Source organism: Rhodococcus sp. WWJCD1 (assembly GCF_002258735.1).
In the GTDB taxonomy this organism is placed as follows: Bacteria; Actinomycetota; Actinomycetes; order Mycobacteriales; family Mycobacteriaceae; genus Rhodococcoides.
Map to the genome: position 1 here is coordinate 15,177 of NZ_NOXY01000024.1, position 21,068 is coordinate 36,244.

General features: G+C 63.9%; 20 protein-coding genes and 1 pseudogene. 11 read left to right on the forward strand and 10 right to left on the reverse strand.

Translation table 11 applies throughout. The features are described from left to right. Positions 1-101: 101 nt before the first annotated feature. Positions 102-635: a DUF2231 domain-containing protein gene (locus CH286_RS16905; RefSeq protein ID WP_094609825.1), complete on the reverse strand. Its 534-nt coding sequence runs from the start codon at positions 633-635 to the stop codon at positions 102-104. A gap of 89 nt (positions 636-724) precedes the next feature. Between CH286_RS16905 and CH286_RS16910 the strand changes: the two genes are divergently transcribed. Beyond that, positions 725-2,221: an acyl-CoA synthetase gene (locus CH286_RS16910; protein WP_094609826.1), complete on the forward strand. Its 1,497-nt coding sequence runs from the start codon at positions 725-727 to the stop codon at positions 2,219-2,221. Positions 2,222-2,228: 7 nt separating this feature from the next. Here CH286_RS16910 and CH286_RS16915 read toward each other — a convergent pair whose 3' ends face one another. The 3 genes and pseudogenes from CH286_RS16915 to CH286_RS28430 form a co-directional block, all read right to left on the reverse strand. Then, complete coding sequence (locus CH286_RS16915) at positions 2,229-3,833, reverse strand: HNH endonuclease signature motif containing protein (RefSeq protein WP_255182684.1); 1,605 nt, start codon at positions 3,831-3,833, stop codon at positions 2,229-2,231. A 46-nt stretch (positions 3,834-3,879) separates the two neighbouring features. After that, a complete protein-coding gene (locus CH286_RS28240) occupies positions 3,880-4,131 on the reverse strand; it encodes a DUF3253 domain-containing protein (protein WP_255182694.1) in 252 nt (83 codons plus the stop codon). Between the two features lie 15 nt (positions 4,132-4,146). Next, a pseudogene (locus tag CH286_RS28430) lies at positions 4,147-4,416 on the reverse strand (DUF2256 domain-containing protein); the annotation flags it as partial. Here CH286_RS28430 and CH286_RS16925 point away from each other — a divergent pair. The 3 genes from CH286_RS16925 (at position 4,298) to CH286_RS16935 (ending at position 6,772) form a co-directional block, all read left to right on the forward strand. Then, positions 4,298-4,864, forward strand: a complete 567-nt coding sequence (locus CH286_RS16925) for a peptide deformylase (protein WP_094609828.1) — start codon at positions 4,298-4,300, stop codon at positions 4,862-4,864. The pseudogene CH286_RS28430 and the gene CH286_RS16925 overlap by 119 nt on opposite strands. A gap of 83 nt (positions 4,865-4,947) precedes the next feature. Further along, entirely contained in the window at positions 4,948-5,361 is a 414-nt protein-coding gene (locus CH286_RS16930; protein WP_094609888.1) for a DUF6992 family protein, read from the forward strand. Positions 5,362-5,503: 142 nt separating this feature from the next. Continuing rightward, the gene (locus CH286_RS16935; RefSeq protein WP_032404083.1) at positions 5,504-6,772 is read left to right on the forward strand and encodes a DUF4185 domain-containing protein; all 1,269 of its coding nucleotides are present in this window, start codon (positions 5,504-5,506) and stop codon (positions 6,770-6,772) included. Here the strand turns inward: CH286_RS16935 and CH286_RS16940 are convergent. Both CH286_RS16940 and CH286_RS28250 read right to left on the reverse strand, forming a co-directional pair. After that, entirely contained in the window at positions 6,705-7,367 is a 663-nt protein-coding gene (locus tag CH286_RS16940; RefSeq protein ID WP_032404084.1) for a hypothetical protein, read from the reverse strand. The two genes, CH286_RS16935 and CH286_RS16940, sit on opposite strands and share 68 nt — an antisense overlap. Beyond that, a complete protein-coding gene (locus CH286_RS28250) occupies positions 7,364-8,320 on the reverse strand; it encodes a hypothetical protein (RefSeq protein ID WP_255182685.1) in 957 nt (318 codons plus the stop codon). Before CH286_RS28250 ends, CH286_RS16940 begins: the two co-directional genes overlap by 4 nt. Positions 8,321-8,640: 320 nt before the next feature. Between CH286_RS28250 and CH286_RS16950 the strand changes: the two genes are divergently transcribed. From CH286_RS16950 to CH286_RS16975, 6 genes are all read left to right on the forward strand, one after another. Then, on the forward strand, positions 8,641-9,621 hold the full coding sequence (locus CH286_RS16950) for an ABC transporter permease (RefSeq protein WP_032394960.1): 981 nt from the start codon (positions 8,641-8,643) through the stop codon (positions 9,619-9,621). 32 nt (positions 9,622-9,653) lie between these two features. Then, positions 9,654-10,574 (forward strand): ABC transporter permease, encoded by a 921-nt coding sequence (locus CH286_RS16955; RefSeq protein ID WP_080730695.1) that lies wholly within the window; start codon positions 9,654-9,656, stop codon positions 10,572-10,574. After that, positions 10,567-12,468, forward strand: a complete 1,902-nt coding sequence (locus CH286_RS16960; RefSeq protein WP_032404085.1) for an ABC transporter ATP-binding protein — start codon at positions 10,567-10,569, stop codon at positions 12,466-12,468. The genes CH286_RS16955 and CH286_RS16960 overlap by 8 nt, the downstream gene beginning before the upstream one ends. A 35-nt stretch (positions 12,469-12,503) precedes the next feature. After that, a complete protein-coding gene (locus tag CH286_RS16965) occupies positions 12,504-14,192 on the forward strand; it encodes an ABC transporter family substrate-binding protein (protein WP_094609829.1) in 1,689 nt (562 codons plus the stop codon). 212 nt (positions 14,193-14,404) lie between these two features. After that, positions 14,405-14,845, forward strand: coding sequence for a hypothetical protein (locus tag CH286_RS16970; protein WP_141215857.1), 441 nt, complete (start codon positions 14,405-14,407; stop codon positions 14,843-14,845). Between the two features lie 81 nt (positions 14,846-14,926). Then, positions 14,927-16,285 carry an acetamidase/formamidase family protein gene (locus tag CH286_RS16975; RefSeq protein ID WP_094609831.1) on the forward strand — a complete coding sequence of 453 codons (1,359 nt, stop codon included), beginning with the start codon at positions 14,927-14,929 and terminating at the stop codon, positions 16,283-16,285. A gap of 73 nt (positions 16,286-16,358) precedes the next feature. Here CH286_RS16975 and CH286_RS16980 read toward each other — a convergent pair whose 3' ends face one another. Then, on the reverse strand, positions 16,359-16,976 hold the full coding sequence (locus CH286_RS16980; protein ID WP_170944772.1) for a TetR/AcrR family transcriptional regulator: 618 nt from the start codon (positions 16,974-16,976) through the stop codon (positions 16,359-16,361). Positions 16,977-17,061: 85 nt separating this feature from the next. Between CH286_RS16980 and CH286_RS16985 the strand changes: the two genes are divergently transcribed. Then, positions 17,062-18,414: a cytochrome P450 gene (locus CH286_RS16985; RefSeq protein ID WP_094609832.1), complete on the forward strand. Its 1,353-nt coding sequence runs from the start codon at positions 17,062-17,064 to the stop codon at positions 18,412-18,414. Between the two features lie 2 nt (positions 18,415-18,416). Here the strand turns inward: CH286_RS16985 and CH286_RS16990 are convergent, their stop codons facing one another. From CH286_RS16990 to CH286_RS17000, 3 genes are all read right to left on the reverse strand, one after another. Then, positions 18,417-19,280 carry an alpha/beta fold hydrolase gene (locus tag CH286_RS16990; protein ID WP_094609833.1) on the reverse strand — a complete coding sequence of 288 codons (864 nt, stop codon included), beginning with the start codon at positions 19,278-19,280 and terminating at the stop codon, positions 18,417-18,419. 47 nt (positions 19,281-19,327) lie between these two features. Continuing rightward, the gene (locus CH286_RS16995; RefSeq protein ID WP_094609834.1) at positions 19,328-19,624 is read right to left on the reverse strand and encodes an antibiotic biosynthesis monooxygenase family protein; all 297 of its coding nucleotides are present in this window, start codon (positions 19,622-19,624) and stop codon (positions 19,328-19,330) included. Between the two features lie 67 nt (positions 19,625-19,691). Continuing rightward, positions 19,692-21,068, reverse strand: a complete 1,377-nt coding sequence (locus tag CH286_RS17000; RefSeq protein WP_032404091.1) for an NAD-dependent succinate-semialdehyde dehydrogenase — start codon at positions 21,066-21,068, stop codon at positions 19,692-19,694.

Here is a 21,068-nt window from a genome sequence, read left to right on the forward strand (position 1 = left end):
TCGCCCGGGGCCGACGCAGTCTACCGTACGGCGTACGGAAATGCTGCTCCTAATAGTTGTGTGCAGGCCACGGCCGGACCGCTGATGCGCACTCCGCGGCGTCAGGCGCGGTGTTGAACCACTGATGGCGTGTCACTGCTGGTCGAGCTGTAGGCGAGGTGACCTCCGATGAGTCCACCCACGCTGGCGGAAGCGAGACCAGCCGCGGCGAGCGCTTTGGCAACACCGTCGGTGTGCTTGCGGCGTCGTAGGTAGGAGCCGAGGAACAGGAATACGCCGGTCGCGTTCGAGGCCGCGTGGATCATCCCGACCCGCCGCTGGCGAACGTTCATCGTCGAGCAGTCGGCCCAACCGGTGGCGATAGCGGCGGGCGCGGACGCCAGCCCGACGGAGATGACCAGTTTGCTCGCCCGGGACTGGTGATTCATCAGGTCGAGGACCACTGCGCTCGTCCAACTGCCGATGGTGACGTTGACCAACGCAGGGTGGATGGGGTGCCCGACCCACCGCCCGCGGAGCGCGGAACCGACGGCGGTGTCGTCGAGTGCGGGCGCGAGAACTCCGTTGATTGCGTTGCCGGCTCCGTCGAGGAAGGAGGCCGATTCGAGGCTGTCGAGTGCTTGTTTGGCTGTCATACCTTCCCGCATGCCCCACCTGTCCTGTGCGAACCGTAAGGGCAGCCAAACACAGGACGAAATGCTTGGACGTCCTATAACGTCGGGTGATGAGCAGCGGAACACGAGTGAACACCGTCGACGGCGTCCTGCGACGGTCGGCAGCGAAATTCCCCGACCGTCTCGCCGTGACGTTCGAGGGACGTAGCCACACCTACAGAGAACTCGATACCGCGGTCACCCGCGCCGCTCGTCGACTGATCGCGTTGGGTTTGAACAAGGGTGACCGCGTCGCGGCGTACGGCGTGAACTCGGATGCGTACGTCGTTGCGTTCCTTGCTTGTGCGCGAGCCGGATTGGTGCACGTTCCGATCAACTACGCGCTCGTGGGCGAGGAATTGCAGTACTTGCTGGAACAGTCGGGCTCCCGCGTGGTTCTCGTGGACCCGGCGTTGACGGCCACCCTCGACTCGGTTCGCACCAACCTGAGCATCGAGCACGTGGTGTCTCTTCCCGATGTGCTGGGCACGGACGGCGACAGTTCTGACCTCGACTCCGCCGCAGAGTCGACCGACCTCGCTCAGTTGCTCTACACCTCCGGAACGACGTCGAAGCCCAAGGGCGCGATGATGTCTCACGGCGCACTCGTCGCGGAGTACGTCTCGTGTGTCATCGCTCTCGGGTTCACCCAGGACGACGATCCGCTGCTCGTGATGCCGATGTACCACTCGGCGGGGATGCACGTGTTCATGCTGCCCTACCTGTCTGTGGGTGCCACTGTGCGTTTGATGCGTAGGCCCGACGTTCCGGAAATCCTGCGCCGCATCGAAGAAGAGAGGATCAAGTCGCTGTTCCTGGCCCCGACGGTCTGGGTTCCGCTGGCCAATCACCCCGATCTGGAGACGCGCGACCTCTCGTCGTTGAAGAAGGCGCAGTACGGGTCGTCGATCATGCCGGTCACAGTGCTCACCCGACTGCGAGAGCGGTATCCGGACATCGAGTTCTACAACTGTTTTGGGCAGTCCGAAATAGGGCCGCTGGCAACGGTATTGCAGCCTGCCGAGCACGAAGCGAGGCCGGCGTCGTGCGGCCGCGCGGTGTTCTTCGTCGAGACCCGCGTCGTCGACGCCGACGGCAACGGTGTGCCGGACGGTGAGCCCGGCGAGATCCTCTACCGATCCCCTCAGTTGTGCCACGGCTACTGGGACAAGCCGGAGGCGACGGCAGATGCGTTCTCGGACGGGTGGTTTCATTCCGGCGATTTGGTGACCCGCGATGCCGAGGGGTTCATCACCGTCGTCGACCGGATCAAGGACGTGATCAATACCGGCGGCATTCTCGTCGCGTCACGCGAAGTGGAGGATGCGATCTACACCCATTCGGCGGTGGCCGAGGTCGCGGTGATCGGGACCCCCGACGACCGGTGGATCGAGGCGGTCACTGCTGTCGTTGTGCTGAAAGACGGGCAGGAGTTGTCGGCGGAGGCGTTGATCGACCACGTCAAGGGTCGCATCGCGCCGTTCAAGGTGCCCAAGACCGTCACGTTCGTCGACGAGTTACCGCGCAACCAGAGCGGGAAGCTGCTCAAGCGAGAGTTGCGCGGTTGACCTGTCCTCAGGCTGCTCGTCGTTTTCGTCGGTGGTAGCTGGGGAGTGGTTGTCTTTTGGGGTCGACGGATTCGGGTGGGATGGCGTAGGGGTGTCCGTCGTCGCCCATGATCATTTGCCAGTCGCCGTGGTGGACGAGTCGGTGGCATTCTCCGCAGACCAGCGCGAGGTTGTTCAGATCGGTTACGCCGCCGTCTTCCCAGAACTTCACGTGGTGGGCTTGGCACCACTGCGCCGGTCGGCCGCACATCACGCAGCAGGTGTCGCGGATGGTCAGGGCGATGCGTTGATCGTCGCTGGCGAGTCTGGTGGTGCGCCCGAGGGCGAGCGGAACGCCGTGGTCGTCGACGATGACCGGGGTCAGGTCTGCGTCGCAGGTGAGAAGTTCGGCAAGGAAGCGAGTGATCGGGCCGGTCCAGTCGAGGTGGAACGGCCAGTCGGCGTCGCCCGGCTCGGGCGCAGATTTCTGCCCGGCACGATCACCGCCGGCTGTTGCTTCGCCGCGAGCGTCGGTATGGCCTCGGGCAGCGCGATCGGGACGCGGGTCGGTGGGACCGGTGCTGTCGCCCTCTTCGTGGCGCACTGCATCAACGCTGGAACCGACCCTGTCGTGGCCGGCACCGGTTCCCGTCGAGTCCGTTGTTGCGCTTCCGGGTTGCTCCTTGCCGCTGTGGGCGAGCAAGTCTCGTAGCGGAACGATCAGGTGCACCGACGCCCGCGACTCACCTGCCGGCCCGCGGGTGCTGCCGTGTAGGTGTCGGTCGAGGATCTGATCGAGGGCGTCGGCTCGCCGCTTCGATGGGCTACGTGGGTCGCGTTCGCCACCGGGACCTGGCCGCGGCGCCGTCAACGCCGACAGGGCGGTGAGCAGTTTCTCGGCCAGCAATCGGTCGGCGTTGCCACCGAATTGATAGCGGCCGTTCGCGAGAGGATGAAGATCGAATCGGTTCAGGTCCGGGTTCTCCGACACCGGTGCCGGCGCGGGAGTCGGCGGAACAGGCTCGGGTGCAGGCGGTTCCGGGTCGGGTAGCCTGCCGTGTGGAGTCGCTGAGTGATCGCTCCGTCCCGCCTGATCTTGATGCTCCGGCTCCCTCTTTTCCTGCTCTCGTTGTTGTTGCTCGCGCCGGTCCTTCTCGTGTCGAGCTCGGGCGTCGTCCGCCGCAGAGTGCGCCAGTGCTTGCGCACGTGAGGTGACCTGACCGGCGGTATTGCGTATCGCGGTGTCGAGGAGTTCGGCGACGATTGCGTCGCGTCGTTGCTCGTCGAGGGTGGGGTCGGCCAGCAGGACGACGTCGTAGCCCTCGGCGATTGCTGCGGCGTGAGCGGCGTGAATCTCACCGCAGGCGAGGGCGTCGAGCACAGTGTGGTGATCGTGCAGCCAGTACCCCAGTGCGTTCTGGCGGGCCGCTGATCCGTCGGTGATCCGGACCGATCGGGCGTACCAGCGGGTGACGGACGAGTGACCGAGTTTCATCGCCAAGCCGCGTCGGTCGATTTCGGCGAGCAGTGTCAATCTGGTTGCAGCGAGTGCGTTTTCGAGGGATGTCACGTCAGTGAGCTCGGAGACCAATTCCTGGTCCGCGAGCCCGAACACATCCCCCCATGTCTTCACACCACGAAAGCTATACCCACCCACCGACACGTTTTTGCGACGCCGGTCAACGCTTCCAACGAATACGGATCGGGCCCTTCGCAGTCGAGGGATCGACCACGGACCCCTTCTGGGTGATCTCGACTTCTCCCGCGTCGACCATGCGGCGAGCAGCGCGGCGGACCGGCTCCATCAGCTCGCGCCATCCGTCGTCGGACAGTGCTCGTGCCACGTCGGAGGGGCAGATCGTGGCGTCGCGGGATCTGGCCTCGAGCAGGGTGCGGATCTTGTCTTCGAGTTCTTTGTCGGTGGTGCTCACCTTGTGTCGCCGGCATGTGTCGCTGCAGTACTTGATGTCATCCCAGTTCTTCTCCCACTTCTTGCGCCACTCGATTCTCCGCCCGCACGATGCGCAGACCTTGTCCGCGGGGTGAGCCGTGGGGGAGCGACGGGAGTGAGCCATACTTCGACAGTAACCTCGTCGCATGGCGATTCGATCCATACTCATTGCCGGCGACCCGCGTCTGACGACCCGAGCCACTCCCGTCACCGTGTTCGATGCGGAACTGGCGGCGTTCGTGGACGACCTGTTCGAAACGAACATCGCCGCACACGGGGCGGGCCTCGCTGCCAATCAGGTCGGTGATCCGCGTGCAGCTTTCGTCTACGACCTGCGCGACGGCGGAGTGCGTCACCGCGGGCACGTGATCAATCCCGTGCTCGAGACGTCGCCGATCCCGGAGACGATGCCCGCCCCGGAGGACTCCGAAGGGTGTCTGTCGGTCCCGGGGGAGCGGTACCCCACGGGACGCGCCGAGTGGGCCCGCGTCACCGGCGTCGATGTGGAGGGGAACGCGGTGACGGTCGAGGGCGAGGGCTACCTGGCTCGGTGTCTGCAGCACGAGTGCGACCATCTCGCCGGACATCTGTATCTCGACCGTCTGATCGGCCGCAATCAGCGTGCAGCGAAGAAGATGATCAAAGCCAATGGGTGGTCGGTACCAGGCAACAGCTGGCTGCCCGGATCCGACTCGAATCCGTTCGGTCGGTGATCAGCACGCCCCGGTTACAGCGCACGCTGTCGAACGCTCCTTTTTCAAACGGCGCTGCCGCCGAACACGGCACACTGGAAACCATGACCCCAATCGAAGCTCCCGTCGTCGCCGAGCGGCTCGGCCGTCGTCTCACGGTGTGGGGTGGTGGAAGTGTGCTCGCCGGAACGGTGTTGGCGTTGCGCGGCTCGTCGCCCGCACGACGAGCGTTCGGTCTGCAGACGGCCGGGTGGGGTGCGATCGATCTCGCGATCGCGGGTGCCGGCGCACTGAGTTCGACGCCGCCGACGGCTGCGAGCCTGAGCCGGCTGCTGTGGATCAATGCCGGTCTCGACGTCCTCTACATCGCGACCGGTGCGCACATCGCCGTCAGGAAGCCTCGCTTCGGCCGCCGGATCACTGCCGACCAGGCGTTGGGCCACGGAACGGCAGTTGTGGTCCAAGGCGTAGCCCTGCTGGTTCTGGACACGGCGCACGCACGCATGATCAGCGGATAATCACACCAGTGTCATTCCCGCAGTGGGTGATTTGTCAAGCACCGACACGCCCCATTTGTTGCGCGATGAGTAGATTTGCGTAACACTCGTCCCATCAGTCACATGAGTATCGTGGGTCACACGGGAAACGGTGGGTTCGTCCATGCGTGTACGTAGTCGGCAGATCGCTGTCGGGGCTGTCCTGGCACTGGCAGTGAGCGGGCTCAGCGCTCTGACCGCGCCTACCGTCTCGGCCGAGCCGTGTGGTGGCCTCGGCGGACCGGGCTCGTCGCCGCTCTTCGGGTCCTCGGGCAGCGCGGGGATGTCGGGCAAGAACCCCCAGGGTCCGCAGGGGCCTCTTCCGCGCATCACCGGCAACACGCAGAGCATCGCCTGGGTCACCGGCCCGCAGAGCGTGAACGACACCTACAACACTTTGGCGATGTCGGGAACCGACCTGGGCATCAGTTGGGACAACGGCTCCGGCCAGATCCTGATGGCGTTCGGTGACACGTTCGGTGATTGCTCCTCGGGAAATGCGCAGTGGCGCAGCAATGCTCTGTTCCGGTCGGACAAGGCGTCGACCGATCTCTCCCAAGGAATCAAGATCGGCCCGGCCGACCCGAACAGCAGCACCTCGGGTGCTGTTGTCCGAGCCAACAATCCACGCTACGCCGCCGAGATCATCTCGAGCGCAAAGCTACCGAGCGTCGAGGACACCACCATCCCCACGGCGGCTATCGCGATCGGCAGCACCCAGTACATCAACTACATGTCTGTGCAGAGCTGGGGCGCACCCGGTCGCTGGATCACGAACTACTCCGCGACGGCCAAATCGACCGACAACGGCCAGAATTGGACGACGGATCCCAAGACGATCCGCGTCAACAAGGGCGTCACGATCCCCGGCTTCACCAATGTCCACGAGAGCCAAGGGAAATTCCAGCAGAGTGCCTACGTACTGAGCCGCGATGGCAAGACCCTGTACCAGTTCGGCACCCCCAACGGACGATTCGGTGATGCCTTCGTCTCACGAGTCGCGTCGGCCGACATCGAGAATCTCGACGCGTACGAGTACTCGACGCAGGATCCCGACCCAACCAAGCAGTGGTCCAAGAACATCGGCGATACCGTCGCCATCGTCAAGGGACCGGTCAGCGAGATGTCCGTTGCGTGGAGCGACTACCTCGGCCGCTACGTGATGATGTACGGGGACGAGAACTCTCGTACGTTGGTCGCGCGTACTGCCGAGAATCCAGAGGGGCCGTGGAGCGCGCCGAAGACGATCCTCGATGCAAACCAGACGGCCGGCGGTATCTACGCACCGTTCATTCATCCGATGTCGAGTGGAAAAGACTTGTACTTCACTGCATCTCGGTGGTCGGACTACAACGTGCTGCTGCTGAAGACGAACCTCGATGCGCTGAAGTGAGCTTCGCCGATCGTTCGATGGCGGCTTCCAGGTAGGCGTCGACGTCCAGATCGAGCGCTGCAGAGAGCAGCCCGCGGCGAATCGTCGAGCGATATCTGCTCGACGGTGCGCCGGGCTCCCGCACGATCGAGCTGGTCAGTGTGAAGGCCGGAATTCCGTCGATGTCCGGAAGCCGCAGCAGTGCATCGTATTTCCCGCGGAAGCTCTCGCCCTCGCGATCCACTTCCAGCTGCGACCACTGTCCGACGGCGAGCGTCTCCGTCGCCCCGGCATCGATGGCTGCGACGACGTTCTCGACCGCGGCCAGGTGAGCGAACTGGACTCGTTCGATCAGATAGCCGTGCGCTACAGAACGATTGGCGGCATCGACCGTCGTCGACACGAAGGCGGATGCTCCGGTCCAGCGCCGGGATACTCCCGCGAAGTACAGCGCATGATCGATCCACAGCCACCGTTGTTCGGCAGGTAGTGACGCGGTGGGTGCCGGCGGGTGCGCGCCGAACTCCGAGTGCTCGTCGGATCCGGTCAGGTAGGTATGGAACCTCTCGCGCAGCAGATTGGACCCGTACGAGACGTACCACAGCCGTTCGCTCATTCGGCCTCGAACAGCTGCCGGTACGCCTCGGCGAGTAGGTCGGCCGCGAGATCGTGGTTGTGTGCCGCTGCGCCCGTTGAGTTTCCGGACCGCATCAGTCGAGCGTTGAGGCCGTAGGCGAGGTCGTCGAACGTGTCGTCGTCGATACCCAGGTCGACGTCCACGTCCTCTTCCAGCAGCGCCCCGAGGTCGATCGACCACGACCACACGCGTTCGTCTCGATGCGGTCCGCGTCCGGCGCTGACGGTCTCGTTGAAGATCTCGAGCTGCTCGTCGGTCCGGTCGCGCGGAACGTTGGTATTGATGCGCAGGTCCAGCTCGATCGTGTCGTCGTCGTGCATGATCTCGTCGACGCGGAGGGTCTCGAATCCGCCGCACGTCAGCGTCAGTAGACGTCGCGGACCGGTGTCGTCCTGTGCGTCGGACAGGGCGCTGATCTGCCACAGGTACTTCTCGGTGTTCGCCGGATCGGGGATCGAGGAGTTGATGTAGTCGGCCACGATGCTGCGGATGGCGGGGTAAGCGATGTGGTCGGAGAGCTCCCAGAACCGTCGACGGCTCTGCCCGACGGCCGCGTCCAGCAGCGTTGCGCGCTTGGCGCGTTCCTTCGGCAATGCGGCTTTCGCGCTCGGTGCTTCGCCGATCGCGGTCGGCTCCGCCGGACGCTGACGCAGGTCGGTCAGTTGCGAGACCAGCGCTGTCAACTGCTCGAGCTTGTCCTCGGTCCCGGGGGTGAAGTCGAGCGAGTCGATGTCGGCCCAGATGACGCGGTCGGCGGCGAATTGGGCTGCCACGGAGTGGGAGTATCCGACGAAGGCCTCGTCGTTCGTGAAGTGCAGGATGTACAGCCCGGATCGGTGATCCTTGGCCGCGAAGGTCGTGGCGATGGATCCGGCATCGATGACATCGAACCGCTCGAAGGCGAACCCGTCGGGTGTGGAATCAGTCGGCATGGTCGAGAATCTACCGATGTGAGCTGAAAGCACCTATTTCCGGCCTTGTCCGCAATGTCGGGAATTCGTTCCAGAAACCCATGATTTAGGTGAACCTTCGTAAACTCGACGTTCAGACTTGTTCTGGCACCGCCTGTTCCGCATTGTCCGATGTACCGGAGGTACTTCCGCTACCGTGAACGAAAGACGAATTCGTGGTGCTATCTTGTGGAATGTCTGTTTCCACCGCTAACGAAACAAGCAGGTAACACGCGGTGTGAACAATGCCGAGAGCAGTGCCATCGGGCACGGCCGTGGTGCTCGATGGAAGGTGGTTGCGCGTGGGCGGTTATCTTGCGCGGAGGTTGCTGAACTACGTCGTCCTACTGCTCATCGCGACGTTTCTGACCTACCTTCTGGCCTCGCTCACGTTCGATCCGCTGTCCAATCTGCTCAGTCGCAATCCGCCGCCCTCGAGCGCTGTACTCGACGCCAAGCGCGCGGCGCTGCATCTGGACGACAACCCCGTGCTGCGCTATCTGAAGTGGCTGTGGGCTGTGCTTCATGGCGACTTCGGTCAGACCATCGCGGCCGGCTCCGTCAACGACGAACTGTGGCGACGCATCCTCGTCTCGCTGCGGTTGGTAGTGCTCGGCACCGTCCTGGGCGCAGTGCTCGGCACGCTCGTCGGTGCGTACGGTGCCGTCCGGCAGTACAAGATCTTCGATCACGTCGCGACTGTCGTGACGTTCATCCTCATCAGCACTCCGATCCTGGTTCTGGCACCGGTTCTCAAATACCTTGCTGTGCAGGTCAATCAGAGCACCGGAAGCCAGTTCTTCCAATACACCGGTGAGACGTCGACAACGCTCGCCCCCGGTCTGATGAACGAAATCATCGACCGCGCACAGCATTTGCTGTTGCCGACCGTCGTGCTGATGTTGTTCACCATCGGCGGTTACAGCCGCTACATGCGCAGCTCCATGCTCGACGAGCTGAACATGGACTACATCCGCACGGCCCGCGGCAAAGGGCTCACCCGCGGCCGTGCGATCTTCAAGCACGGTTTCCGTACTGCTCTGATCCCGATGGCGACGCTGTTCGCGTTCGGTATGGGCGCGGTGATCACCGGTGCCACGTTCACCGAGCGCGTCTTCGGTTGGTACGGCATGGGGGATTGGCTGATCTACGGCATCACCAGTCAGGACATCAACATCACGCTCGCGGTTTCGCTGTTCACGGCTCTGTCGGTGCTCGTCTCCGGCATGTTGACCGACATCTTCACTGCCGCTCTCGACCCGCGCGTTCGCTACGCGGACTGACCCACCACCTCGGACGAAAGAAAGGACTGGCGATGGCGACACCCGTGGTTCCCGAGATCACCGCGGTGGACGGCCCGAGCGATTCGACGGCTCCGATCACCCGCAGGCGCTTGGTGCTGCGCCGGTTCCTGCGCAACCGGCCGGCGCTGGTGGGCATCGTGGTACTCGTGGCGATGTTCGTCGGCGCATTCGTGCTCCCGCATTTCATCCCGTTCACCTACGAGGAACTCGACGCGTACGCGCTCAACTCGCCGCCGACCACCCGGCATTGGTTCGGCACCAACCAGATCGGGCAGGACGTCCTGGCTCAGACGTTGCGTGGTCTGCAGAAGTCGCTGATCATCGGCATGCTCGTCGCGTTGATCTCCACGGTGCTCGCCGGTGTCGTCGGTGCGGTGGCGGGGTATTTCGGCGGTTGGACCGACCGCGCGCTGATGTGGGTCGCCGATGTTCTGCTCGTCGTCCCGAGCTTCCTGGTCATCGCGATCTGCTCACCGCTGTTTCGCGACAAGAGTTTCTTCATCCTGGTTCTGCTGCTTGCGGCGTTCGCGTGGATGATCACCTCGCGCATCATCCGGGCGATGACGCGATCTCTGCGCGAGCGCGAATTCATCCGTGCCGCAAAGTACATGGGTGCAACGCCGAGCAGCGTGATCGGCAAGCACGTGCTGCCGTCGATGGCGTCGATCCTCATCGTCGACGTCACGCTCAACGTGGGTATCGCCATCATCGGTGAGGCGTCGCTGAGCTACTTCGGCTTCGGTGTCCAGCGGCCCGACGTCTCGCTCGGCACACTGATCGCGGACGGTACGTCGTCCGCGTTGACGTATCCGTGGCTGTTCGCGTTCTGCTGTGGCGCACTGGTATTGATCGTGCTAGCGACGAACTTCGTCGGCGACGGCCTGCGCGACGCATTCGATCCGAACTCGACGAGGGGACAGGCACGTGGCTGAGACTGTGCCGGTGTTGAAGGTCAGCGGACTCGAAGTCAGCTTCCCGAGCGAAGAAGGCCGCGTCACCGCAGTGCGTGGTCTGGACTATCAAGTCGACAAGGGCGAGGTCATGGCCATCGTCGGCGAATCCGGCTCCGGAAAGTCGGTCTCGTCCCTGGCCGTCATGGGGTTGCTCCCGCAGAGCGCACGCGTCACCGGGTCCATCGAGCTGAACGGCCGTCAGCTACTCGGACTGTCCGATCGCGAGATGTCCCGTGAGCGTGGGCGTTCGGTGGCGATGATCTCGCAGGACCCGCTGACGGCGCTGACTCCCATCTACCGCATCGGCGACCAGATCGCCGAAGCGATCTCCGTACACAATCCGTCGCTGAGCAAGGCGAAGGTCGAGGAGCGCACCCTGGAGTTGCTCGATCTGGTCGGCATCTCCGATCCGAAAACGCGGGCGAAGTCGTATCCGCACGAGTTCTCCGGCGGTATGCGCCAACGCGTCGTCATCGCGATGGCCATCGCGAACGATCCCGATCTCATCATCGCCGACGAGCCCACCACTGCTCTCGACGTGACGATCCAGGCGCAGATCCTCGACCTGCTGCGCACGGCCCGTGACGTCACCGGAGCAGGCGTCGTGTTCATCACGCACGACCTGGGAGTCGTTGCCGGAGTTGCCGATCGGGCCATGGTGATGTACGCCGGGCGCGCCGTCGAAACTGCTCCGGTGGACGAGCTGTACGCACACCCGTCGATGCCCTACACGGTGGGCTTGCTCGGCTCCGTCCCTCGCCCGGACCGTCCTGCGCAGGAGCGCCTGGTGCCCATCGAGGGCACGCCGCCCGCGCTGGTGAATCTTCCGACGGGCTGCCCGTTCGGGCCTCGATGCCCGTTGCACACGGAGGCCTGCGACAAGGGTGAACCGCCGCTGATCCAGGTTGCCCCGAATCACAGCGCGGCGTGCATCCGCATCGATGCGGCCACAGCCGAGTCGGTGGAGGCCGAGTTCGAGGGTGCCCCGCGGTCGGAGGCACCGGCGGAGTTGGTGGTGACCGTGCCGAAGGATGCTCCGGTGCTGTCGGTGACCGATCTGCACAAGAGCTACCCGATGTTCAAGGGCTCCGTGCTGCGGCGTCGGGCCGGGGACGTGCCTGCCGTACAAGGCATCAGCTTCGACGTGCACGCCGGATCCACTCTGGCCATCGTCGGTGAATCCGGGTGCGGCAAGTCGACGACCCTGCTCGAGATCATGGAATTCGTGAAGCCGCAGCAAGGCTCGATCGAGATCAACGGCGTCGAGCCCTACAGCCTGAGCCGCGCCGAGCAACGAAAGTTGCGCGCACACATCCAAATCGTGTTCCAGGACCCGATGGGCTCGCTCGATCCCCGCATGCCGGTGGGGGAAATCATCGCCGAGCCGTTGAAGATCAACGGCGTCCCGGTCGACGAGCGCACCCGCAGGGTTCGGGAACTGATGGACACCGTCGGAATGCGTCCCGAGCTCGCGGATCGGTATCCCACCCAGTTCTCCGGCGGGCAGCGTCAACGTGTCGGTATTGCACGGGCTTTGGCGTTGAAGCCGTCGATCCTGGTCCTCGACGAGCCTGTGTCTGCGCTCGACGTGTCGATCCAGGCGGGCGTGCTGAACCTCCTGCAGGATCTGCAGGAGGAGCTCGGTCTGGCGTATCTGTTCGTCTCGCACGATCTGTCGGTGGTGCGTCACCTCGCCGACGAAGTGGCCGTGATGCGCAACGGAGTGTTCGTGGAGAAGGGCCCGACGGCGCAGATCTTCGACGCACCCCAGGACCCGTACACACGGGCACTTCTGAAAGCCATCCCCATCCCCGATCCCGTGCTCCAACGAGCCCGAATCGCCGAGGCCGCAAAACTGGCCGACGCCATCTGACCCGCAAGATACGGCACACTGAGAAAGGTGAACTGATGAGAGCCAAGCTATTTCGGGCACTGGTCCCGATCGCGGTGGCCGTGACCACTGTGGGACTGGTTGCGGGGTGCAGCTCAGGCGATACCGGGCCCAACCCCGATGCGCCTGCGTCCTTCGAGAGCGGAGCGCAGATCAATCCGCATCCGATCAGCGATCTGCAACAGGGCGGGAACATGAACTTCCCCCTCTCGCAGGTGCCGACCAATTACAACTACTACCAAATCGACGGCACCACAGTCGATGCGGCACGGTACTACCTTGCATTGATGCCGAGAGCGTTCACCGCGGCGGCCGATGCGAGCCTGACCACTGCGTCGGACTACTTCACCGACATCACCGAATCGGAGGTCGACGGCAAACAGGTCGTCACCTACAACATCAACCCGAAAGCCAAGTGGAGCACCGGTCGGCCGCTGGACTACACCGACCTCGTGGCTACATGGACGGCCAACAGCGGCAAAGACCCGGCCTACGAGGCGTCGTCCACCGCAGGTTACGACAAGGTCGAATCGGTGGTTCGGGGCGAGAACGACCAGCAGGTCATCTTGACCTTCAACGAAAAATTCGGCGACTGGCGTTCGCTGTTCGTGCCCCTGATGCCTGCAGAGTCGGTGAACACCGTCGAGGCGTTCAACACCGGATCGGTGACCACGATGCCCGCTACCGCGGGGCCGTTCCGCGTTCGGAACATCGAGCCCGGCGGAAAGCGCATCGTCGTCGAGAGGAACCCGGATTGGTGGGGTGAGAACCCAGCGGTCCTCGACACCATCACCTACCTCCCACTCGATTCGACGGCCTCCGTCGGAGCGCTGCAGAGCGGCGAGCTCGACTACTACGAATTGGGCAGCAGTGCTGATGCATTCAAGGTGGCCCGGGGTATCCCGAACGTCGACTTGCGGCAGAGCCTGGGTCCGCAGTACCGCCACTTCGATTTCAACGGCGCGTCCGGACGCATCACCTCGGACAAGGCGGTAAGGCTGGCTCTGATGAAGGCGATCGACCGCGACTACCTGGCTACCTCCCAGCTCGGCCAGATCACCTCCAGTCCGACGGTGCTGAACAGCCACATCTACGTCGACGGCCAGAAGGGTTACCAGGCCAACAACGGAGACATCACGTTCGATCCCGAGAAGGCGAAGTCCGAGCTCGACGCTGCGGGCTGGACGATGAACGGTGACTTCCGGTCCAAGGACGGCCAACAGCTCGATCTGCACGACATCATTCCGGCCGATACTCCCAATGCGACGCAGGAAGCACAGATCATCCAGCAGAACCTCAAGGCCGTCGGTGCCAACCTCATCATCGATGCGGTGCCGTCGGACGACTTCTTCGAGAAGTACATCTTGGTGGGTGCCTTCGATGTCACCCACTTCACTTGGGAGGGAACGCCGTACACCTCCAGCAGTGACGGCATCTTCCGTTTGACGCCCGGCAGTACGTTGCAGAACTACGGCCAGGTCGGATCCGAGGAGATCAACGGTTTGCTCGACAAGGCGGCCGGCGAGCTCGACGACGATGCACGTATCGCCGACTACAACGAGGCGGACAAGGCGATCTGGGCGGAGGGGCACAGTCTGACAATGTTCCAGCGTCCGTCGACGTACGCGACGAAGTCCAATCTCGCCAACTTCGGTGCTCCAGGATTCGGAGACATCGACATGTCGAAGGTCGGGTTCCTGAAATAAAGAACGGGCTCGGCTATCCGGTCGGTGTCGCGGCAATCAGTCTGGTTGTCGCGGCATCGACCGTTGTCGTCATAGCTCCACTGAGTGTGTTCGTTGCGTTCGTCGTCCTCGTCTGGACGGGTTGGTCGATGGCGTGCGCCGTACTCGCCCGCCGGTCAGCCAAGTCCGGGCCTGTACGAACCACCGTGCGGCGAGTTCGGTTTCAACACCGCATGCGGTCGCGCGGTTACCTGGAGGTCCACGAGAACAAAGGGCGGGCCTGGTACCCGATCTACTTTCACACCGGGCTGCTGGCGATCATCCCGGACGCTGGCGCGCACGCGAGCAGGTCGATCCTCGGACGCCGCGCCTTTGTCGTCGAACCGGGGATAGTTGCGCTGCCGTCGGGGCGTCGTCGCACCTCGTTACCTCCCGGAACACCCCTCGATGCCCCTCGTCTCAACGAGTCCGATCTACGCACGCGCAGTGAGAGATTCGGATCGCTGCGCCGCCGAATCATGCTCGACGCCCCCGCCGCGGTGGCCGGCCCGATCATCGGCCTGCTGTGGCTGATCGTCGACGGGGGAGGATTCGCTCAGTTCCTCGCAGTCACTCTGCTGGCTGCAGTCACCGCGCTCTGGTGGTCGGCAATCGGGGGCAGCGACCCCAGCTGAGCAATTGGGGCGACGCGCGTTCGTAACTGCCGAGAAACACCCCTGATCTACGTTCGAGATTCGGACAATTCAGGAGGCACCATGGCGCGGTCGATGGCGGAGCAGGCAGCGGAGACGATCACCAAGGGGATCGGTCGTCGCGGATTCATCCAGGCGGTCGCCGCCTTGGGCGCGGGCGTCGGAATTGCCGGCACGGCAGCGTGTTCGACCTCGTCGACGAGCACCTCCGCCGCGAGTTCGTCGGCACCGGCACCGGTCGGCATTCTTCAGCCCGGAGCCGGCGACATCTCCGGCGATCACTACCTGAGCTCGGAGGTCGACAAGGTCCTGTGGGGCTACGTCCCGACGGTCGAGTCCGAATCGGTGCTGCAGATGAAGTCCGGTGAAACGGTGACCATCGACGCGCTCAGCCATGAGGGGATCCTCGAAGACCAGGGCCGCGACCCCGTCGAATTCTTCGGCGGCAAAGGTGTTTCCGAGTCCGATGTGCTGCAGGACGCGATCGACATTGCCGGCGGGTACGACCGGACGGTACGCAACTTCGACGTCGACGGACCGCACGTGGTGACGGGCCCGGTGTTCGTCGAGGGTGCGCAGCGCGGCGACGTGCTCAAGATCGAGACGCTCGAGGCGATTCCCCGTGTCCCGTATGGCGTGGTGTCGAGCAGGCACGGCAAGGGATCTCTGGCGGTCACCGCGTCCGGTGAGGCACCTGCAGGTATCAGCCTGGACGAGGTCATGCCGCCGATCGGAAGCGATGGCAGAAAGTCGGGTGACCCGACGCAGTACGGCAACGTGTCCACGTTCACCGCGGTCGAGGACGGGCAGGGCGTGATGCGGTACGGCGATGCGGCCGTGCGCTTTCCACTGCGACCGTTCATGGGCATGATGGGCGTTGCGTTCGCCAGTGACCCGGGTCTGACGTCACCGAACGCCAATTCGATTCCCCCGACGCTCGGCGGCGGCAACATCGATGTCGGTCTGCTCGGCGTCGGATCGACGTTCTATCTCCCCGTGTTCGCCGAGGGCGCGTTGTTCTACGTCGGTGATCCACACATGGCGATGGGCGACGGCGAGGTGGCGCTCACCGCGATGGAGGGGTCGCTGCGCGGCACCTTCCGTCTGACCGTCTGCAAGGCGGGCAGTGGAGACGCACCGTCCGTCGCGTACTCGTATCCCTTTGCCGAGAACGAGGATTCGTGGATCCCGATCGGCCTGTCCGATCCGGACGGTGCCGTCGGAGGCCAGAGTTCGGACCTCAACGCCGCCATGCGTCGCGCCGTGGTCAACGCTTTGGATTTCCTCGAGACGGATCTCGGCATGGACCGCGCGACGGCGTACGCGTACCTCTCCGCGGCCGCGAACTTCACCGTCTCGCAGGTGGTCGACAAGACGGTCGGCGTGCACGGCCAGATCTCGAAGGCACACTTCGACCGGTAGGAGTGCGCCTTCGGCGCAGTGGTGCGTTCGAGTGCCTCAGCGGGCACCTGATCACACCACTGCCGAAGGCACCTCAGCGGTGCGCCGTCGCGATGAACTGCCGGGTTGCGGCGTCGACGATGTCGCCTGGGGTGATGTCTATTTCGTCGTTCAGCCAGGCAATCACGAGTTCGGCGAGTCCGCCGATGAACAGCAGGCCGTTGATCTCCGACTGCGGGTGCGGAAAAGCCTGCTCACCGTAGAGTTCGCGTGATTGTTCGGCAACCAGATGGGCGAAGGCGCGCATGGACTTTCGTCGGTACGCCCGGAGTGAGTCGACGGCCAGCGATTCGATCATCGCGACGCGGCCCTTACGTGGGTCCTCGGTGAGCACGCCGACGAACGCGGCGATGGCGTTGTGCACCTGTTCCTCGACGGTAGGCGCGGGGGAGTGCAGCGCGTCGAGCGCCTTGGCTCGGATCTCGTCGGATATCGAATCCACCACTCGTTCGAGTAGATCGTCTCTGCTGCTGAAGTTTTCGTAGAAATAGCGTTCGGTCAGCTTGGCGTGCGCGCAGATGGCGGTCATGGTTGCACCCTTGGCCCCGGCGGCCGCGAATACCTCGAGCCCGGCATCGAGCAAACGGGCCCGACGGTCGGCAAGGCGATCGTCGGCGCTCATGCCGTTGTAGCGGCGCGTGGTGGAGGCCATGGATAGATCTTGACAGACGGAGCGCGTGTGACGCAGACTACATCTCATCTGACAGGCCGCTCTGTCAGATGGATGGAGGTCGACAATGGCACGTGCTTTGGCTGCTCCACCTGTTGATTCAACGCTCGAGCCGGTGTTCGGCGATGGCGGTCTGCCGGTAATCGGTCACACCCTCGAGTACATCCGCGACCCCCTCAAGCTGTTGGGTAGTCGGTGGGAGAAGTACGGCGAGGTGTCGTGGTTGACGATGGCCGGCCAGAAGTGGATCACCGTCCTGGGGCCGAACGCGTGCCAGCAGGTGCTGCAGAACGCGGACAAGGCGTTCGTCAACGGTGACGGATGGTCTCTGCTGATCGGACCGTTCTTTCACGGCGGCCTGATGTTGCTCGACTCCGAGGAGCATCTCCGGCACCGCCGAATCATGCAGCAGGCGTTCACTCGCGATCGGCTCACCAAATCCGTCGACGCGTTGAACCCCGTCACGGCAACAGGATTGGACGCCTGGCAGGGCGGACGCGACTTTCAGGTCTACCCGGCGCTCAAAGCGCTGACGCTCGAGGTCGCAACATCCATCTTCATGGGCGGGGCCGAGGACAGTACCGATGCCGACATCGCAGAACTCAACGCCAGTCTCGTGGCGTGTGTCCAGGCCGCGACCTCGATCGTGCGCTATCGGGTTCCGGGTACCCGCTGGAAGCGGGGGCTGGACGGCCGGGCTGTGCTCGACGACTTCTTCCGCCGCTACCTACCGGCCAGGCGCACACAGGAAACCGACGACCTCTTCTCGGTTCTGTGCCACATCGAAGGGGACAACGGCGAGCGTTTCTCGGACGACGAAGTGATCGACCACATGATCTTCCTGCTCATGGCTGCGCACGACACGTCCACGATCACGCTCTCGACGATGATGCAATACCTCGGCCAGCATCCGGAGTGGCAGAACAAGTGCCGTGCCGAGTCCGAGTCGCTGGGCACCGATGCGCCGACGCTGGCGCAGCTCGACGAACTGCCCAGCGTCGATCTGGTCATGAAGGAATGCTTGCGTTTGGTGTCGCCGACCCCGGTGGTCGCCCGCCGCGCAATCAAGGACACCGAGGTGCAGGGCAAGTTCGTCCCCGCGGGGACGTATGCGTCGGTCGCCCCGCACTTCACGCACCACATGGCGCAGTACTGGCCCAACCCCGAGGAGTTCGACCCCGGCCGATTCGCCGACGACCGTCGTGAGGACAAGGTTCATCGCTATGCGTGGGAGCCGTTCGGCGGCGGTGTGCACAAGTGCATCGGGATGTTCTTCGCCGGCGCGGAGATCAAGACGATCATGCATCACCTGCTGCTGCGGTTCGACTGGTCGGTCGATCCCGATTACGTTGCGCCACTGAACTTCACGTCCCTGCCCTTTCCCGAGGACGGGCAGCCCGTGCAGCTGCGAAAGCGGTAGGTCTATCCGGCGCGGTCGGTGAGCCAGCCGACGATGTTCGCGGTGACCTCGTCGCGGTTGGTTTCGTTGAGAATTTCGTGGCGGGCACCGGGGTACAGAGTGACGGTCACGTCGCTCATGCCGGCCTCGCGGTATCGGGCAGCAAGGGTTTCGATCATCTGACCTCCGCCCGCGAGCGGATCGTCGGTTCCCGACGTGATCAGGAGTGGCAGGTCGGAGCGGATCTGCTCGAGGTTGTGTGGATCGGCGAGCTTCTCGGCCTCACCGAACAAGGCAGGGACCGTCGACTCGGGGAGGTCGAAGCCGCACAGCGGGTCGGAGACATAGGCGTCCACTTCGGCCTCGTCGCGAGAGAGCCACTCGTATCCGGTGCGGTGCTCGAAGGCGGCGTTGAACACGCTCAGGTCCCCGGCGGGGGCGTCGGCCATTCCGGCGGCGAGAACGTCCAGCGTGGTCGATCCCGACAACACCACACCCTCGTACAGATCCGATCGCTCGATCAGAACATGCTGCGCGGCAAACGAACCCATCGAGTGAGCGAACAGGAACAGTGGCAGGTCCGGGTACTCGTTCAGCAACGATTCGCCGAGTTGCTCGATGTCGGCCCACAACCCGGCGAACGCGGCAGCCCCGAAGTTGCCCGGTGTGTCGACGATCGACTCTCCGTGGCCGCGATGATCGGACGCGACGACGTGAAATCCGGCGTCGTTCAGCGCGGCGGCGAAGCGGGCGTAGCGGCTGCCGTGTTCGGCGAGTCCGTGCGCGATCTGTACGACGCCGCGAGCCGGATCGACGGACGTGGTCCAGGTGTAGGTGCTGATCTCGATGTCGTCCTGCTTGGATACGAACGACGAAGCGTTGGCCACGAAAATCTCCTCGGAGCGGCGATGGGGACGAGACTCGAACCTATCTCTTAGGCCTTCGATATCGGTTCGAAATGCTCGACGACGGGAAACGGCTCGTAGAAGTGATGCAACAGGGTCTTCCACTCCTGATACCGGTCGGACTGTCGAAAGCCCTCGGTGTGGTCTTCGAGGCGTTCCCATTCCACCAGCAGTAGATAGACATCGGGCTGCTCGATGCCTTTGGACAGTGTCAGATTCACGAACCCCGGCATCGAGGAGATGATCGATTTCGCGTCGGCGAAGGCGGCCTCGAATTCGACGGTTCGCGCGGGGACGACGTGCAACAGAGCATGTTCGACGATCATCGGAACAGTATGACCGCGGCATGACATGGCTCCCCGGACAACTGCCCGGGGAGCCATGTCAACAGATCTATTTCGCTGAAACTCTGACGAGCTTCTTGTTCACGAACTCGTCCATGCCCCACGGTCCCAGTTCGCGGCCGACGCCGGAGCGCTTGACGCCGCCGAACGGCAGGCCGGGCAGTGTGGTGCCGTGTTCGTTGACGAAGGCCATGCCGACTTCGAGTTGCTCGGCGACGTCGCGAGCCTTGTCCAGGTCTGCGCTCCACACCGAGCCGCTCAGGCCGTAGGCAGAGGAGTTCGCCAGTTCGATTGCCTGCTGCGGGCTTTCGACCTTGTAGATTACCGCTGCCGGTCCGAACAGCTCTTCGCTGTACGCACGCATGTCCGGGGTGACGTCGGTGAGCAGCGTCGGCTGGACAAATGCACCCGGCCCGTCGATCTTCTTGCCACCGGTGAGCAGTGTTGCGCCCTTGGCGACGGCGTCGTCGATCTGCTCGATCAACGTGTCGGCGGCGGTCTGCGACGACAGCGGGCCGAGGGTGGTGTTCGCGTCCAACGGGTCACCGGTCTGCACTGCCTCGAACGAGGCGGTGAGCTTGGTGACGAAGTCGTCGTAGTACTCCTCGGCGACGAGGATGCGCTTGGCGGCGTTGCAGGCCTGGCCTGCGTTGGACAGCCGCGCCCGGGTTGCGGACTCGACCGTGGCGTCCATGTCGTCGGAGTCGAGCATGATGAACACGTCCGAGCCGCCGAGCTCGAGCACGACCTTCTTGAGGTTGCGTCCTGCGGTTTCGGCGACCGAGGTGCCGGCCCGCTCGCTACCGGTGAGCGAAACCCCCTGCACGCGTGGGTCGGCGATCATGTCGGCGATCTGGTCGTTGGTCGCGAAGATGTTGATGTACGCGTCCTGGGGGAGTCCGGCCTGCTCGAAGATCTCCTCCATCAGCAAAGCCGACTGCGGGCAATTCGGTGCGTGCTTGAGCAGAATCGTATTGCCCACCATCAGGTTCGGGCCGGCGAACCGGGCCACCTGGTAGTACGGGAAGTTCCACGGCATGACGCCGACGAGGGCACCCACCGGCTTGCGCTGCAGCACAGTGTTTTCCGCGCCGGGCACGTCGAGCGTCTCGTCCTCGAGCAGCGCGGGGCCGTTGTCGGCGTAGTAGCGGTAGATGTTCGAGGACAGCTCGACCTCGCCCTGGGATTCGGTGAGCGGCTTGCCCATTTCGAGCGAGATGGTTCGGGCCAGTTCGTCGGAACGCTCGGTGTAGAGGTCGGCGACCTTGTGCAAGATTTCGGCGCGGTGCTTCGGTGAGGTCTTGCGCCACGTCTGGAAACCGGCGTGTGCGTCGGCCAGTGCGCGCTCGACGCCGGCCGCGTCGAGAGTTTCGAATTCCTTGACAGTTGTGCCGTCGGCAGGATTGACAGTTTTGTAGGTCGTCAT